This window comes from Gelidibacter pelagius, assembly GCF_017581925.1.
Lineage (GTDB): Bacteria > Bacteroidota > Bacteroidia > Flavobacteriales > Flavobacteriaceae > Gelidibacter > Gelidibacter pelagius.
This window is the reverse complement of sequence record NZ_JAGEVG010000035.1, coordinates 1-15,313: the sequence shown is the minus strand read 5'-3', so window position 1 is coordinate 15,313 and position 15,313 is coordinate 1. Positions and strand designations below refer to the sequence as shown.

Sequence of the window (15,313 nt, the reverse complement as noted above, 5' to 3'; positions counted from 1 at the left end):
TTATAGAATAATAACTTCAATCGAACCTGAATGTTTATTGTTGTATGGACTGTGGAAGAAATTATTTGTCCTAATTTTGGATGGTTTATTCTGAACATATAATATCGCTTTATTAGTGCGGAATAGTTAGACGACTTATAAGGCGCTAATTCTTTAAAAAATATGCTGGACATTTTTAGAAAGGATTGGGAATGTTTTTCGTCAGCTAAATGTTTGAGAAGAATCGATTTCGAGGGCAATTGCAACGCCAAACAATCATAAATGGTCTTAAAGCTTAAATATCCATAGAGATGGGCTTTATCATTAATTTGAAATGCCAAGATGCTGATCCTGATGGCGTCTTCTACAGATGGGATAGCGATGCCGTTTATAATGCGCTTGTTTTGTAGGACCTGTTCACTGCTGATAAGATATCTGTGCTTATGACGTAAGATTTCGCTATGAAGTTCAACAGCACCAAACTTTTCTTGCGAGACTTGCCTCGGTAAATGCCGACGGTTCTTTCGCTCAATAACTGAAGTTACGGTTTCTGTATATCCATGTCGGGTCAAAATATTAAAAGCTCTTTGGAGTTGGTTTTTCGCCACCAGAAGATCTATATCTGATAGCATTCGTTCAGCGGGATCTTCAAAAGTTTCACCTGAAATTAAAGCGATACCCTTAATAAATACATGATCTATATTTTCTTTTTTGAAAATTTCAGATATTTCATTTGCCTCAGCTAACAAGACCTCATTTCTGCCCCTATTGATATCGGTGATTTCTTTTAAATAATCATTCAAATCGTCGGGAATCAGTTTTAAGAGTCCTTTTGCTTTTAGCCGACAATAGAGTGCGGGGAGCATTAAATGGTTGCTGGCAACAATCACGACCTTATTCCAATCAACAGATGTCTGTTCGAGTTGCTTCGAGAGTGCTGTGTGATTGTCGTTGAAAGTCAAAATCTCAGCAATCAGCTGCATGGTTGTGTATATGGAATTCTTAGTCAAAACATGGACGTCTTAAGATGCCTCCAAATTTACATAAACAATTATAGAAGTTTAGCTATTTATGAATTGAATAACTTCTTGAATTCGGAAACGGCAATGGTATTATTGGAGTAGGTCAGTTCATAACAGGAAAGTTCTTTAACCCATTTTAAGAAAGCTTTGGAGTTGGATGCCAATGGCGATAGCCAAGATTCAGGAATCAAGGTTTCCAAAATTCTTTCAATACTGATCTCTTTCATTTCGGATGGGGCATTCGCATCATAATTGACAATGACAATTTTGCTACATGGGAAATGAGATGCCGCTTGACCGAAGTTTATAGTCGGTGGGATATATTTAATTTTTACGTCTTTTGAGGTGCTTGTATAGATAGGGAACAAATCAAAATCTTGAAACAAAGGTTGCAAAATATTGAAGGCGCCTTTCTTAACCGAAATACCTGATGGGAAACGATATAATTCTTGATTATTCGCTGACAAAGGCGAAAAATCATCTGCCAATACGTCAAAACCATTTGCCATAAGTACTGCGGACAAGGTGCTCTTGCCGTTCCCAGAATCACCAATGATCATAATAGCTTCCTTGTCGTTGCATACTGTGGAGGCATGGAACGTAGCAATCCAATCGGATTCATTTTTGTTATAAAGAGTATTGATGAGTTGAAGTGAGAATTGACCTTGTAGCAAATGATAATCTGTTATTGCATAATGTCCTATATACTTGTTGTTTTTAAATAGATAAAGATGTTGGTCACTTTGAAAGATGTCAAACACGAAAGATGATCTTTCCTTTGCAAAAAATGCTGTATGCGCCCATTGTGGGTGGATTAAATTTTGAATACCTATAGAACCATAATTCACGGTGATGGAGGTGTTACCAAAACTATAAGTCTTTTTAAAGTCTGTCTTTTTTATATAAGCAGTGCTCGATTTATTTGAGATCTCGTTTTTTGAAGAGGTGTTTGCCGTTTTTAGCAATTCACTTATCTCAGCATAGTAAGTATTTGAGTTCCGGTTTGAAATGTTTAATAATGATTCTAATTGTTCAACAAAATCATTTTCATTTTCAGAATATAGAAAAACATCTAAAATTATCTTGAGTGGGTTGGGAATAACAATATATTGATTGGAAGCCTCAAACCACAAAACCCAACTGTCTGATATTTGGATTGAATGTGTTGGGTGAAAATTATTTTTCAAGATATAAAGCCATTATATGATTAAATGTCTTCAAATGGTGGTCCGCCAGGATCATTAGGTGTGGAATTCTGTTGTGCCTTAGCGGGAGTCAAAATAACAAACGTACCAATAGCCGTCAGTGCTGCGTATTTACCCATGCGCTGCAAAGCTTCTTTTCGGGTTATTTGAACCTTAGAGATTTTGTTTTTCATAATGCAAATATAGTGATCATTCCAAAACTTAATAAATAATAGATCGTAAATGTTGTTTTAAATTTATTATTAGCGATTTCACAGTATTTCATTAATCTTAGATTGTGTTAGTTTTATGATGTAATTGCAGATAGCGGAGTAAGAAGAAATCTATTTACTGCTTGATTCGTAATTACCGAAAGCGATTATGATAATGATCCATTGAGGTCAAAAACCTCTAAACTAGTTGCCTCGTAAACACTTTCTTTAATGACGAAGTTTATAGTATTTTAGCACTATAACCCTTTTAGAGCATCAAAATCAGGAGAAATTACCTTAACCTGTTGAGCTACCAAGGCCAATTTTCGGTACTTCTGTTACAATTACCGTCGTTGATATCAGCATATATTATAGTTTCGTCTGCGATGATTTGGGAATTTTTGTATTTGTTTCTTACGTTTGATTGGAGCTGACCAGCAACTCGTTAATTTTATTAGGATAAACTTCTGCTTTTTTAATATACACAATGAGCATGTTATGTAATTGACTTACCATTTTTTATGGTTAGGTCCATCGCATTATATCGCTACAATAGTCCATACTGTATTTTAGATGACAATATATTGGTAAGAAGCCTCAAGCCAAAAAACCCAACTATCTTTGATAGTTGGGTGAGTGTTTTGGAGAAAATATGTTATTCAATGTTTTTAAAAAGGTATTAATCAAATAGCCCCCCACCTGGATCCAATGGATCATCAGGGGTAGGTGATTGCGCTTGTGCTTTTTTAGGGTTTAGGATCAAAAAAGTGCCCACAGCTGTAAGCGCGGCATATTTCCCCATACGCTGTAAAGCTTCTTTTCGTGTGATCTCAATTTTATTATTTTTATTTTTCATAGTATAAATATAAAAATCATTCAGAAAATAAATAAATAATCATTCGTAAAATTCATTTTACTACAATTTATTACTTAACTGTATTTTCTTGATTTTGGATTGTGTTTTGTTATCTAGTTTTACGATATAAATACCTGCTGCTAAATTTGAAACTTCAAATCTATTTTCCGCTTGGTAAGGTTGTACAGAAAAGGTTTGCACGAGGCGACCGTTGAGGTCAAAGATCTGCAAATTGGTGACTTCATTTACACTGCCTTTAACAATAAGGTTGCCAGTATTCACCGGACTATAAACATCAAGTGCATCAAAGTTTGGGCTGCTAGTACTTAGGGATTTGTTTGTAAATCTCAAAAAGAAGCGTCCCATGGTTCCTGTAAGATTTGTGGTTGGGGTAAAAATGTAATAATCATTATGGGGAAGCGTGGAGGTGTTAAGAAGGGTGGATGTTTGAGCCACTCTATCTTCAAAATATACCTCAACGCTTTCCGGTAGTGGTAATGGTGCCGGCGTGTTGATGGCTCTTATTGTTACTTGTTCACCTTGACTTGCTTTAATGCCAATTGGAACATTAACCTCAGTTTCTAAAATACTATAAGGCAGAGTTTGTATCACTAGAGGGACATCTCGGTTTGTAGAATCTTCCACTAGTTTAGAAAATATAGTAAAAATTGGATTTCCAATTTGCGCACTATCATAACCACGATCATGATCTAAAGTACCTTCATTATTAAAATAGATATCTGTATGGGTAGTATTGGAACTATTTGTAATTGTTAAACGTAAACTTGCATTATCGATTGGTGCAGCAGCTCTATTTTCAATAAAATCATCACCATATCCTGGAGTCCTCGAAGTTGCTGTAAAAGTAAATGAACCGCCTCCAGTTTTTGAGGATACGTAAAAACCTTGGCCAGGAGCCATATCCCGGCGTCCGTCTGGAGCTAAGGTGGTGGCCAAGTTATGAACTTCCCATATCTCATTACTAATGTTAGAATTAGTAGGGTTACCATTATAAGCATAGATACCATCATAATTTTCGCTCTCATCAAATTGAGGCGTATTAAGTTGAATCAACTCATGCATATTAATATAGGACGGATAAGGATTTCCTATAAGATTCCACCGTCCGAAGTCGTCGGACGTGTGTGCTAGTGGTACACTAATGTCACTTGTGTTTACTGAACCTGTAAATAGGAATGCTCCACCAGTTAGTGAGCCGTCAAGTTCTGAACCTGCCCTATAGCCAACTCCAGATTCTAAGAGGGTATTCTCATTTATCACCGTATCATAATTTTGATATTTCGCCGTAGTTTTATCAAATGGACCAAAGCCTTTTTGTGTAGGTATAGTAGGATGAGATAAAAGGTTATCGTTTACTGCAGCAAATTCACCAAAAGTCTGTCCTGCAAATGGTGTTGAGATTAAATCGTTTTTGCCTGTTGTCCCACTGCCAGCCTGATTCACGTGCCTATAGTATTGCATCCTACCGCTGCCTCCAACTGAGTTCGCTATTAAGCCTGAAAATCCATTGGAATTGGATTCAAAAGTTACCAAGCCATTATTAATAAAAGTATCAATGACCAATGTGCCATCTGGACCAATTAAAGATGTTCCACCACGAACGAGTTCTATGTTTCCTGAAACATTATATTCATTATCTATGAACTCCAAATACGCATATTTAATGCCAGAAGTTGGATTTTGGTTGATTAGAGAATGGAGAATAGGTATGTTTTTATATGCCGTTGGGTTACTGATTTTGGAAGTCACACCAATGCCTCCGAAATAACCAGTGCTATTGTTGCCAACAAACTTTATTGGATAATTGATATCGTCATAGCCATATAAGCCAGCGTTGGAAGCCATAAACATACTGAAATAAATCCCTTTGGTAGCAATAGAAGTTATATCCAGCTTAGAGATTTTTATGGCGATTTCCAGAGCGTTTGAACTAGTGTGTTGAGCAGGCTGTTGTGGAGGTGGAATTAATCCCCAAGAACGACCACCTCTTCTATGATGCTGTGTCTTCTCACCAGAAGGGTTGTTGGTCACAACAAATCTGTCATTGGCGGAAAATGGAAGCGTTGGGGTTCTCTCATGCTGGCGAATTCCTGTTGTCGTTCCTTCACCATTGGTAAGTGCTGGTTGTGGATCTGCATCGAAATATATCGTAAAATAATGATCGGCAGCGAAAATGCCTGATGTTCTAAACGCTCCAAAATACATAGTTTTAGATGCCTCATCAAAAGAAACGTAGTAATCGACATTTGCGTCACCAGTTATTTTTTGTGATGGAAGAAAATCAGTAGGACTGCCAGTAAATGTAACAGTTTGTGAATATGAATAATTAAAAGTAAATAGCAATATTGCAAAAAGAATCCAATTTGAGGTGTAATTTTTGACCATAATAAATCATTTAGATAGCTATCAAAGCTGGTTTGAGGGTTTAATTGGGCGCAAGATACGAAAAGTAAGTAATCTTTTGAAACAAACAGGCGTAAAATAAACTCGGTTTAATTTGTTTTCGATAAGATATATTGTTATATAGTTTGTTAATTGTTGCAATCAGGGTTGTGTTATCATGATCTTTTTAATTTTCTCCATAGAACCTGATCTTAATTTTGCAATATACATTCCAGCCGATAAGCTGGAAATGTCCAGTTTGTTATTTTTGTTTCGCTCATCGAGGTGGCGATTGAATAGTAGTCGTCCTTGAGAGTCATAAATAGTCATGATCGTATCCGGCTTAGGCATTCCCTTGATATGTAAAACCTGTGATGCGTTGGATGTGAATATTTGAAGTCCATTCAGTCCATTGCTACCATAAGATAAGGTGTTATTCAATATATGTAAAAAGAAACGTCCAGTATCTGATAGATCGGAATATGCAGTGAAGTGATAATCATTTCTATTTAACAATGTGAAGGTCCCATTCCATGTATCTTCCAAAAACACTTCCGTTTCTTCAGGAAGTATGCTTTCAGCTATTTTTATTGTGAGGTGCTGGTCTTTAGAAGCATTTAATCCTAAAGGGATGCTTATGCTATCTGCAAGATCGGCATAAGACAGCGATTGGACTGCCATATCAAGACCGGTGTTGTTTTCTACCAAATGTGAGAAAACTGCAAAGTCTGGAGCTTTTCCACCATAAATACCGGCATCATAACCTGGGTCCAATCCTTTAGTGGATTGTGCGTTAAAATAAAATTCTGTATTGTAATTAAGAACTCCACTTGTCATATTCAATCTTAAATATCCTACTTTGTCATCGATTTTAGTCGTACCAACAGTAAACTCACTTGATTTGCCTGAAGAGCGCATATCAGGTCTAAAGCTCACCATCCCGCCACCATGTTTGGAGGCGACCATAAATCCTTGGCCAGGAGTTATTTTTGATTGAGGATGTAGCGTAAGATAGGCCAGGTTATAAACATTCCAGCCCAGAGAAGGATCCCCATTATAAGTGTAAATACCAGATGAGGCTGGAGCGAATTGTGCCATATTTGCATTTAGAAAATCGGAGGTATTGAAATACGAAGGATAGGGATTTCCTATCAGGTTCCATTCAGCCAGGTTAGAGTCTGAATGTAAAATTTCTTTATGGACTTCGTTTGTACTGACGGTACCATTGAAAGTGAAACTGCCATTATTGGTAGATGCTGCTTTATATCCTGTAGCGGCTTTAAAAGGGGCGCTGTCATTTTTCGAATAAATGGTAAAGTCCGCCTTTGTTTTGTCAAACGGACCAAATAGAAACAGTGAGTTGTTGCCATTGCTGACAATATTCGGGTTTGCAGCTCTAAATACATCAAAAGCCTCTCCCATGACCGGCGCTGAAATAAGGAGCTCATTGCCTGAGCCTCCAAGCAAAGTTTTGGTTTTCATCTGACGTTGGTACTTTGCAGTTCCTGTAACATCCCCAGTGACCATTAGGCTGGAATATTGGTCTGCTTCAGAGTGTAAGGTCACATTATTTGCGGTATATAAGTTACCGTTCACAGTAATGGCGCCTGTTTCCTTAATTACGATGCCAGCTTCAGGATTGACTCTTAGATTTTTTACCTCTACCTGGTTTGTTTCTGTATAGATGCCCTTGTAGATTAAAACGTTTTCATCACCGGTGTTTGCATTCGGGGCGCGGGGTGTCCAAGTGCCATCATTGTATTGTAATCCATCATAGGTGATCTTGCCTGCGAGACGAATTCCAGTGTTTTCGAGTCCAAGCACGGTACCCAGTCCGCCTTCTATATCTAAAGTGCCCAATGGTCCCAGCAATCCAATATTAGAGGCAAAGCCGTAGAGTCTAAAAGTTATGGTGTCTCCAGGAGCAGACCTTAATGATGTTTCAATAGTAGGGGATTGTCCTGAATTGCTGACTTTATCATGTGCATAGATGTCAGATTTAAAATCATCCAGACTTGTTCTTATTCTTATTTTGGCGGGACCATTCCCGGTGAAAAAGTGGGAAAACCCATCCGGATCTCGGTCAAAGTTGATTTGTAACTCATTGATATTAAGGATGTAGCCGGGATCGGCACTTACGGACCATTGAATATAATCTCTGCTGTCTAATTTTTTATCGGTAGTCCAATTGCCACTATTAAACGTTGGACCTCCACTGACAGTCAAACCAGGGCCTCGTGATAAGGCTTCGGCGCTTATATTGGGAACCGTGGCAGTTGTGGGTGTTTTGGTTCCTGAAAAAGCGGCAATATCCTGACCCAAAACAGGTAATGTCATAGATAATGACAAGCATATTATAAATATCGGTTTCATCAGAATTCTAATAAGCATCCACTGAGTTTTGTGCAAAAGTATAAAGGAATTTATTGAAGATGAAAATTAAATTTTTAAAAATTCATGATAAAAGTAGCGATAAAGAACTTATGTCCAAAACGCTAAAGTGTTTTAATGAAAAATGACCATTGTATTCGACTGCGAAAATAATTGGAATTAACGACTTTTGGCCTGATTAATTTATTTAAATAAAATCTGTAGTAAGCTTGACGATGTGGTATTTTTAATCCTAGGTCTATTTTAGTTATATTCTGCCTATCCACAACTTTGTTGGAGTCGGTTGCGGCAATGAGAATGGCATTAAAGTACCAGGTTTTTGCACAACCAATTAGGAATTTATTAGCGATTTTACTTTAAGATATACAGTGTTCCATAATGATAGAGATTGACGGTTTGGCTGAGTGAGAAATTCACAACTATCAACGATTATCTTTCATAAAATGCAAAATAGACGATTTACGGGTCTCCAGGAGTCATGATTTTGACTTACACTTTCATATCTTTGGACACCCGATGAAATCTAAATTCGAATCCTATGCCCTGGTACGTCCTTATAACAAAGCCCAAACAAGAACTTAAAGTTGCTGAACGTCTGCGAGATAACGGTTTTGAAGTCTGTTGTCCCACCCGAGTAGAGGTAAGACAATGGAGTGATCGCAAAAAGAAAGTTACCGTGCCTTTATTGCCTTCCATGGTGCTGATTAATGTTGCAGAAAAGGATCGGTCGCAGGTTTTTACGGTTCCCGGAGCGGTGCGCTATCTTTTTTGGTTGGGTGAGCCTGCCGTTGTGCCTGAAAAAGAAGTGCAAGTCCTCAAAGATATCAATAGTCAAAAGCAACAAGTGATTTCTACAGAAAAAATTGAAGTGGGTCAAGAAATTGACCTAAAGGCCTTTGGTTTAACCGCCAAGAAAGGTACTGTGAAATATATTTCGGGCAACCAATGTTGGGTTGTTTTACAAAATTTGGGCTATGTGATTAAGTTAAAAATTAAGTAAATCACTCCGCCCATTCTATAAATTAATCCTATTTTTGCATCCTTTTGAAGATGAAATCAGTTTTTTTGTTGAAAATGAATTGGTTTTAAATCAGATAGTTGCGTGTGTGTTGATGAATCTGTCATCAGCGAAGCTATGAAGTGACTTAAGAATCTATGATACACTTAAAATGAAAAAAATTGCACTCATTACGGGAATTACGGGGCAGGATGGTGCCTATCTTGCAGAATTCCTACTGAATAAGAATTATGAAGTTCATGGTGTCAAAAGACGTTCTTCTCTGTTGAATACCGATAGAATAGATCATTTGTACCAAGATCCACACGAAAAGGATCGAAATTTCTTCCTACATTATGGCGACCTGACGGATAGTACCAACTTAATCAGATTGATCAAGGATATCCAACCTGACGAAATTTATAATCTGGCCGCAATGAGCCACGTAAGTGTGTCTTTTGAAATTCCTGAATATACGGGGAATACAGATGGATTAGGAACCTTACGGATATTGGAAGCCGTCCGTCTGTTGGGTATGGAGAAGAAAACGCGAATCTATCAAGCCTCTACTTCTGAGCTTTACGGAAAAGTTCAGGAAGTGCCACAATCTGAAACCACACCATTTTATCCGCGTTCACCTTATGCAGTAGCCAAAATGTATGCCTATTGGATCACCGTCAATTACAGGGAGGCCTATGGGATGTATGCGTGCAATGGTATTTTATTCAATCACGAATCGCCAATCAGAGGGGAGACCTTTGTTACAAGAAAAATAACGAGAGCGGTTTCTCGAATTGCCTTAGGCTTACAAGACAAGATTTATTTAGGCAATTTGGATGCAAAAAGAGACTGGGGACATGCCAAGGATTATGTCCGGATGATGTGGCTGATCCTTCAGGCGGATGAGCCTGAAGATTGGGTAATTGCTACAGGGAAAACAACAACCGTAAGAGATTTTGTGAAAATGGCTTTTGCTGAGGTGGGGGTCGATGTAGCGTTCAAAGGTTCAGGTGTTGAGGAGAAAGCCTTTGTGACGGCCTGTCATAACAAAGAGTTTCAATTGCCATTAGGAGCAGAAGTGGTCAATGTGGATCCTAAGTATTTCAGACCAACTGAGGTTGATCTTTTAATAGGAGATGCTTCTAAGGCTAAGAATAAATTGGGATGGGAGCCTCAGCTAAATTTGCAGGATTTGGTAAAAGACATGATGGAAGGCGATATCAAACTCATGCAGAAAGAACAGTATTTAAAAGAAGGCGGTCATAAGACGCTGAACTATTTTGAATAGCCATGGATAAAAATGTAAAAATATATATAGCTGGTCATAATGGGATGGTAGGTTCTGCCGTTTGGCGTGCACTCAGCCGTTTAGGATATACCAACCTGATTGGAAAAAGCAGTAAAGAGCTTGATTTAAGAAACCAAGCGCAGGTCAGTGAGTTTTATGAGCGAGAGCGTCCAGAAATTGTGATAGATGCCGCCGCTAGAGTTGGTGGAATCTTGGCCAATAGTGAGCATCCGTATCTCTTTTTGATGGAGAATCTTCAAATTCAGAATAATCTAATCGATGGCGCCCATCAGCAGGAGGTGAAAAAATTTATTTTTTTAGGGAGCTCTTGCATTTATCCCAAACTGGCACCGCAACCCTTAAAAGAAGACTATTTATTGACGGGCAGTTTAGAACCCACCAATGAGTGGTATGCCATTGCAAAAATTGCAGGAGTTAAAGCTTGTGAGGCCATCCGAAAGCAATTCAATAAAGATTTTGTCAGTTTAATGCCCACCAACCTGTACGGTCCCCACGATAATTTTGATCTGAAATCGTCGCATGTATTGCCGGCAATGCTAAGGAAGTTCCATGAAGCAAAAACAAACAATGAACCGGTCGAATTATGGGGAAGTGGTAATCCCATGCGAGAATTTCTACATGTGGATGATATGGCACAAGCGGTTGTATATGCTGTTGAGCATGTGCTTCCTGAACATTTGTATAATGTAGGTACTGGAAAAGACGTGACCATTAAAGCGTTGGCACAGACCATTCAAAACATTGTGGGACATCAAGGCCCGATTCGTTGGGACAGTTCAAAACCTGATGGTACCCCTCGAAAACTAATGGATGTCACCAAATTAAATGAACAAGGATGGCATGCCAAAATTGATTTGAATACGGGGATAAGAATGACTTATGATTGGTTTTTGGAAAATCAAAGGTCTATAAAAAGGAATGTATTAGAATAGAAGGATAAAGAGGGAAGACCGATGACCGATGATTGGAGATTGATGATTGGAGATTGATGATTGGAGATTGATGATTGGAGATTGATGATTGGAGATTGATGATTGGAGACAGGTGACTGAAGACTGTGGACTGTGGACTGAGGACTGAGGACATGCAGACTGAAAACTACTTTATTCTTACAGAAATTAATGATTTAAAAATAAAATAAAAGCATGAAAATTAAAAACATCTGCTGTATTGGTGCAGGCTACGTTGGCGGGCCTACCATGGCGGTTATCGCACAAAAAAACCCAGACATTAAAGTTACCGTTGTGGATATCAACGCGGCCCGTATTGCGGCTTGGAACGATAAGGACCTGGATAAATTGCCCATTTACGAACCTGGGTTGGACAAGGTTGTCGCGGAGGCCAGGAATCGTAATTTGTTCTTTAGTACAGACGTCGATGCTGCCATTGAAGCTGCCGATATGATTTTTATTTCTGTCAACACACCCACCAAAACCTATGGTCAAGGGAAGGGGATGGCTGCCGATTTAAAATATATTGAGTTATGTGCACGACAAATTGCACAGGTGGCTAAAACGGATAAGATTGTTGTAGAAAAATCGACGCTCCCGGTTAGAACTGCCCAAGCCATCAAAAGCATTTTGCACAATACCGGAAATGGGGTTCAATTTCAGATTTTATCCAATCCAGAGTTTTTGGCCGAAGGTACTGCAGTTCAGGATTTAGTGGCACCAGATCGTGTGCTTATTGGCGGTGAGCAAACTAAGGAAGGTTTGGAAGCTATTCAGGCCTTGGTGGATATTTATGCCACATGGGTGCCTTTAGAAAATATTCTGACTACAAATCTGTGGTCGTCTGAATTATCAAAATTGACCGCAAACGCATTCTTGGCGCAACGCGTTTCTTCTATCAATGCCCTTTCAGAATTGTGTGAAGTCACGGGTGCTGATGTAAATGAAGTCGCCATCGCCATAGGTAAGGACAGCAGGATCGGACCTAAATTCTTAAAAGCGTCGGTTGGTTTTGGAGGGTCGTGCTTCCAAAAGGATATTTTAAATCTGGTTTATATCGCAAAATCCTATGGATTGAATGAGGTGGCCGATTATTGGGAGCAAGTCATTATTATGAACGACTATCAAAAACGACGTTTTGCTTCTAAAATTATTCAAACACTTTACAATACCATTTCGGGCAAAAAAATAGCTTTCTTAGGATGGGCCTTTAAAAAGGATACGAATGACACTCGAGAGTCGGCTGCTATTTATGTGGCTGACCAACTGATGGAAGAGCAGGCCAATATTACAGTGTATGATCCAAAAGTGACGGCACAGCAAATGCAAGCTGACCTCAATTATCTCAACACGCGAACTGAAGAAGAGAACGAAACCAATTTAACAACGGTTCTTGATCCTTATGAAGCGAGTAAAGATGCGCATGCCATAGCTGTACTAACGGAATGGGATGAGTTTAAGACCTACGATTGGCAGAAAATTTATGACGAAATGAAAAAACCAGCATTTGTCTTTGACGGACGCGGGATTTTAGATCAATCAAAATTGGAAACCATTGGATTCCACTTTTATGCCATTGGAAAATAACACAAACGCTATGTCAAAAACTATATTGGTTACCGGAGCGGCTGGGTTTATTGGCTTTCATGTGTCCAAAGTCCTTTTGGAGAAAGGGCACAAGGTCATCGGACTCGATAATATCAACGATTACTATGATATCAATTTAAAATTGGCGCGATTGGGCGAATTGGGGATTGACAAAAGGGAAGCCGTTAAAGAGCTGAATTATACATCAAGCTCTACTTATGGCGAGCGGATGATCTTTGTCAAAATGAATTTGGAAGACCGGAATGCCTTGCCAAAACTTTTTGAAATACATCATATTGACGTCGTATGTAATTTAGCGGCACAAGCTGGTGTACGGTATTCTTTGGAGAACCCGGAAGCCTATGCGGACAGTAATTTGACAGGATTTCTAAACATTCTGGAATGCTGCCGTAACCATAAAGTATCCAAATTGGTCTATGCCAGCAGTTCAAGTATTTATGGCAACAGTGACGCGGTGCCTTTTGATGAAATGGATCGTGTTGATCATCCCATTAGTTTATATGCTGCGACAAAAAAGGCCAATGAGTTGATGGCACATGCCTACAGCCATTTATACGGTTTTGAAACCATTGGCTTGCGATTTTTCACCGTGTACGGCCCATGGGGAAGACCCGATATGGCCATGTTTTTATTCACGGAAGCCATCATCAATAACAAACCCGTCAAGGTGTTTAATAATGGGGATCTCTCACGTGATTTTACTTATATCGATGATATTGTATCTGGGGTTTTGACTACATTGTTAGATACTTCTGACAATACCTCAAAATACAAACTCTATAATATTGGCAACAGTCAACCAGTGCAACTTTTGGAATATATTGAAGCAATAGAAAAAGCGCTGGGTAAAACTGCCATTAAGGAGATGATGCCCATGCAACCTGGAGATGTCAAACAGACCTATGCCAACGTTGATTTACTGAAAAAAGATTTTAATTATCAGCCAAGTACGGAAGTTACGGAAGGGATTGCGGCTTTTGTGGAATGGTATCGGAAGTTTTATAATAAATGAATTAGAATTAAGACCGCTTCGCTTGTGGTATAGAGTATCAAGAATCAAGAATCAAAGAATCAAGAATAAAGAATAAAGAACCAAGAGCCAAGAACCAAGAGACGTTTGAAATATAATTTCGAAATACTGACTGTAGATTGCTTGACCCTCTGCAAGACCTCGCAGATACGGAAACTCAATGAGTAGCGTCATTGCGAAGCCCAAACCCAAGACGTCATTGCGAGGCCCCAACCCAAGGCGTCATTGCGAGGACGAAGGACGAAGCAATCTCTAAGTTGTGGCGCCATAACAAACAGATTGCCGCGTCGCTCCTTCGTCGCTTCTCGCAATGACGCTTGTGGGGCGTCGTTCCTATGACGCTCTCTGCCTGGACGGTAGTCAGACACGGAATGACGCTTGTGGGGGAATGTAATGTCGCTTTGTATTGAGGAATGCAATGACGAATAAACGGGATTCGCAATAACAAATCAAACAACTATCAAGCATAACTATATATCAACCACCATCTCATGAAACCAGGCTTCATATACATCCTTACCAATAAAAACAACACGACTTTATATGTTGGTGTCACCTCAGCCATTGTCATTCGGGTGAAGCAGCATAAAGAAAAATACGATCCAAAATCGTTTACTGCAAAATATAGTTTGGATAAATTGGTTTATTATGAGGCTTTTCAAATGATCGGTGATGCTATAGGGCGCGAAAAACAATTAAAAGCAGGCAGTAGAGCAAAAAAAGTTGCATTGATTGAAAGTATAAATCCCGATTGGATGGATTTGTATGAGGAGGTTAAGGAGATGTTTGGGGATTGTGAAGATGCCATTTAAATGCATTATTGCGAAGTTCTATGACTCTCGTGTCATTGCGAGGACTCCTACCCTGGCGTCATTGCGAGGAATGAGGGACGAATGACGCGGCAATCTCATGGTTTTGGCGAAATAACGAACAGATTGCCGCGTCGCTCCTTCGTCGCTCCTCGCAATGACGCTTGTGGGGCGTCGCTCCTTCGTCGCTCCGCGCAATGACGGAATCAACGGACTCGTATTCTCAACCCTGGCGTCATTGCGAGGGTTACATGAAAGGAAGTATTGCTTCATTGTATGTATATAGCGAAGCTATCGAGCGCGGCGATCTGTGTCTGTTGGGCTACCCAACCATGAGATTGCCGCGTCGCTCCTTCGTCGCTCCTCGCAATGACGCTTGTGGGGCGTCGCTCCTTCGTCACTCCTCGCAATGACGCTTGCGGGGGAACGCAATGACGCTTGTGGGGGAACGCAATGACGCTTGTGGGGGAACGCAATGATGCTTGTGGGGGAATGTAATGACGCTTTGTATTGAGGTTTGGAATGCCTGTTTCGTTAAACTATTAAAAATAAAAAAGCGGACC

The 15,313-nt window shown here is 39.4% G+C and carries 12 protein-coding genes; 6 read left to right on the top strand and 6 right to left on the bottom strand.

Annotated features, from left to right (window positions below):
- The 6 genes from J4051_RS18405 to J4051_RS18380 all read right to left on the bottom strand — a co-directional run.
- Positions 1 to 989: nucleotidyltransferase family protein (locus tag J4051_RS18405; RefSeq protein WP_208235352.1), on the bottom strand; the 989-nt coding region annotated here is incomplete at its 3' end.
- Between the two features lie 59 nt (positions 990 to 1,048).
- The gene (locus tag J4051_RS18400; protein WP_208235351.1) at positions 1,049 to 2,188 is read right to left on the bottom strand and encodes a phosphoenolpyruvate carboxykinase (ATP); all 1,140 of its coding nucleotides are present in this window, start codon (positions 2,186 to 2,188) and stop codon (positions 1,049 to 1,051) included.
- A gap of 20 nt (positions 2,189 to 2,208) precedes the next feature.
- Entirely contained in the window at positions 2,209 to 2,379 is a 171-nt protein-coding gene (locus tag J4051_RS18395; RefSeq protein WP_208235350.1) for a hypothetical protein, read from the bottom strand.
- A gap of 697 nt (positions 2,380 to 3,076) precedes the next feature.
- The gene (locus J4051_RS18390; protein WP_208235349.1) at positions 3,077 to 3,253 is read right to left on the bottom strand and encodes a hypothetical protein; all 177 of its coding nucleotides are present in this window, start codon (positions 3,251 to 3,253) and stop codon (positions 3,077 to 3,079) included.
- Positions 3,254 to 3,313: 60 nt separating this feature from the next.
- Positions 3,314 to 5,659 (bottom strand): T9SS type A sorting domain-containing protein, encoded by a 2,346-nt coding sequence (locus J4051_RS18385; protein WP_208235348.1) that lies wholly within the window; start codon positions 5,657 to 5,659, stop codon positions 3,314 to 3,316.
- Between the two features lie 159 nt (positions 5,660 to 5,818).
- Entirely contained in the window at positions 5,819 to 7,993 is a 2,175-nt protein-coding gene (locus tag J4051_RS18380; protein ID WP_208235347.1) for a T9SS type A sorting domain-containing protein, read from the bottom strand.
- A 592-nt stretch (positions 7,994 to 8,585) separates the two neighbouring features.
- Between J4051_RS18380 and J4051_RS18375 the strand changes: the two genes are divergently transcribed.
- The 6 genes from J4051_RS18375 to J4051_RS18350 all read left to right on the top strand — a co-directional run bounded on the left by J4051_RS18375 (position 8,586) and on the right by J4051_RS18350 (position 14,753).
- Positions 8,586 to 9,047 carry a UpxY family transcription antiterminator gene (locus J4051_RS18375; protein WP_208235346.1) on the top strand — a complete coding sequence of 154 codons (462 nt, stop codon included), beginning with the start codon at positions 8,586 to 8,588 and terminating at the stop codon, positions 9,045 to 9,047.
- Positions 9,048 to 9,216: 169 nt separating this feature from the next.
- Positions 9,217 to 10,332, top strand: a complete 1,116-nt coding sequence (gene gmd / locus J4051_RS18370) for a GDP-mannose 4,6-dehydratase (RefSeq protein WP_208235345.1) — start codon at positions 9,217 to 9,219, stop codon at positions 10,330 to 10,332.
- A 2-nt stretch (positions 10,333 to 10,334) separates the two neighbouring features.
- Positions 10,335 to 11,285, top strand: a complete 951-nt coding sequence (locus J4051_RS18365; RefSeq protein WP_208235344.1) for a GDP-L-fucose synthase family protein — start codon at positions 10,335 to 10,337, stop codon at positions 11,283 to 11,285.
- 213 nt (positions 11,286 to 11,498) lie between these two features.
- Complete coding sequence (locus J4051_RS18360) at positions 11,499 to 12,890, top strand: UDP-glucose 6-dehydrogenase (protein WP_208235343.1); 1,392 nt, start codon at positions 11,499 to 11,501, stop codon at positions 12,888 to 12,890.
- A gap of 10 nt (positions 12,891 to 12,900) precedes the next feature.
- Complete coding sequence (locus tag J4051_RS18355) at positions 12,901 to 13,923, top strand: NAD-dependent epimerase (protein ID WP_208235342.1); 1,023 nt, start codon at positions 12,901 to 12,903, stop codon at positions 13,921 to 13,923.
- 509 nt (positions 13,924 to 14,432) lie between these two features.
- Complete coding sequence (locus J4051_RS18350; protein WP_208235341.1) at positions 14,433 to 14,753, top strand: GIY-YIG nuclease family protein; 321 nt, start codon at positions 14,433 to 14,435, stop codon at positions 14,751 to 14,753.
- The last annotated feature ends 560 nt before the right edge of the window (positions 14,754 to 15,313 follow it).

Excerpts from the sequence above, each read along its gene's own strand:
- J4051_RS18350 (WP_208235341.1), top strand. The coding sequence starts at position 14,433 with ATGAAACCAGGCTTCATATACATCCTTACCAATAAAAACAACACGACT.
- J4051_RS18355 (WP_208235342.1), top strand. The coding sequence starts at position 12,901 with ATGTCAAAAACTATATTGGTTACCGGAGCGGCTGGGTTTATTGGCTTT.
- J4051_RS18365 (WP_208235344.1), top strand. The coding sequence starts at position 10,335 with ATGGATAAAAATGTAAAAATATATATAGCTGGTCATAATGGGATGGTA.
- gmd (WP_208235345.1), top strand. The coding sequence starts at position 9,217 with ATGAAAAAAATTGCACTCATTACGGGAATTACGGGGCAGGATGGTGCC.
- J4051_RS18360 (WP_208235343.1), top strand. The coding sequence starts at position 11,499 with ATGAAAATTAAAAACATCTGCTGTATTGGTGCAGGCTACGTTGGCGGG.
- J4051_RS18375 (WP_208235346.1), top strand. The coding sequence starts at position 8,586 with ATGCCCTGGTACGTCCTTATAACAAAGCCCAAACAAGAACTTAAAGTT.
- J4051_RS18385 (WP_208235348.1), bottom strand. The coding sequence starts at position 5,659 with ATGGTCAAAAATTACACCTCAAATTGGATTCTTTTTGCAATATTGCTA.
- J4051_RS18390 (WP_208235349.1), bottom strand. The coding sequence starts at position 3,253 with ATGAAAAATAAAAATAATAAAATTGAGATCACACGAAAAGAAGCTTTA.
- J4051_RS18395 (WP_208235350.1), bottom strand. The coding sequence starts at position 2,379 with ATGAAAAACAAAATCTCTAAGGTTCAAATAACCCGAAAAGAAGCTTTG.
- J4051_RS18380 (WP_208235347.1), bottom strand. The coding sequence starts at position 7,993 with ATGACATTACCTGTTTTGGGTCAGGATATTGCCGCTTTTTCAGGAACC.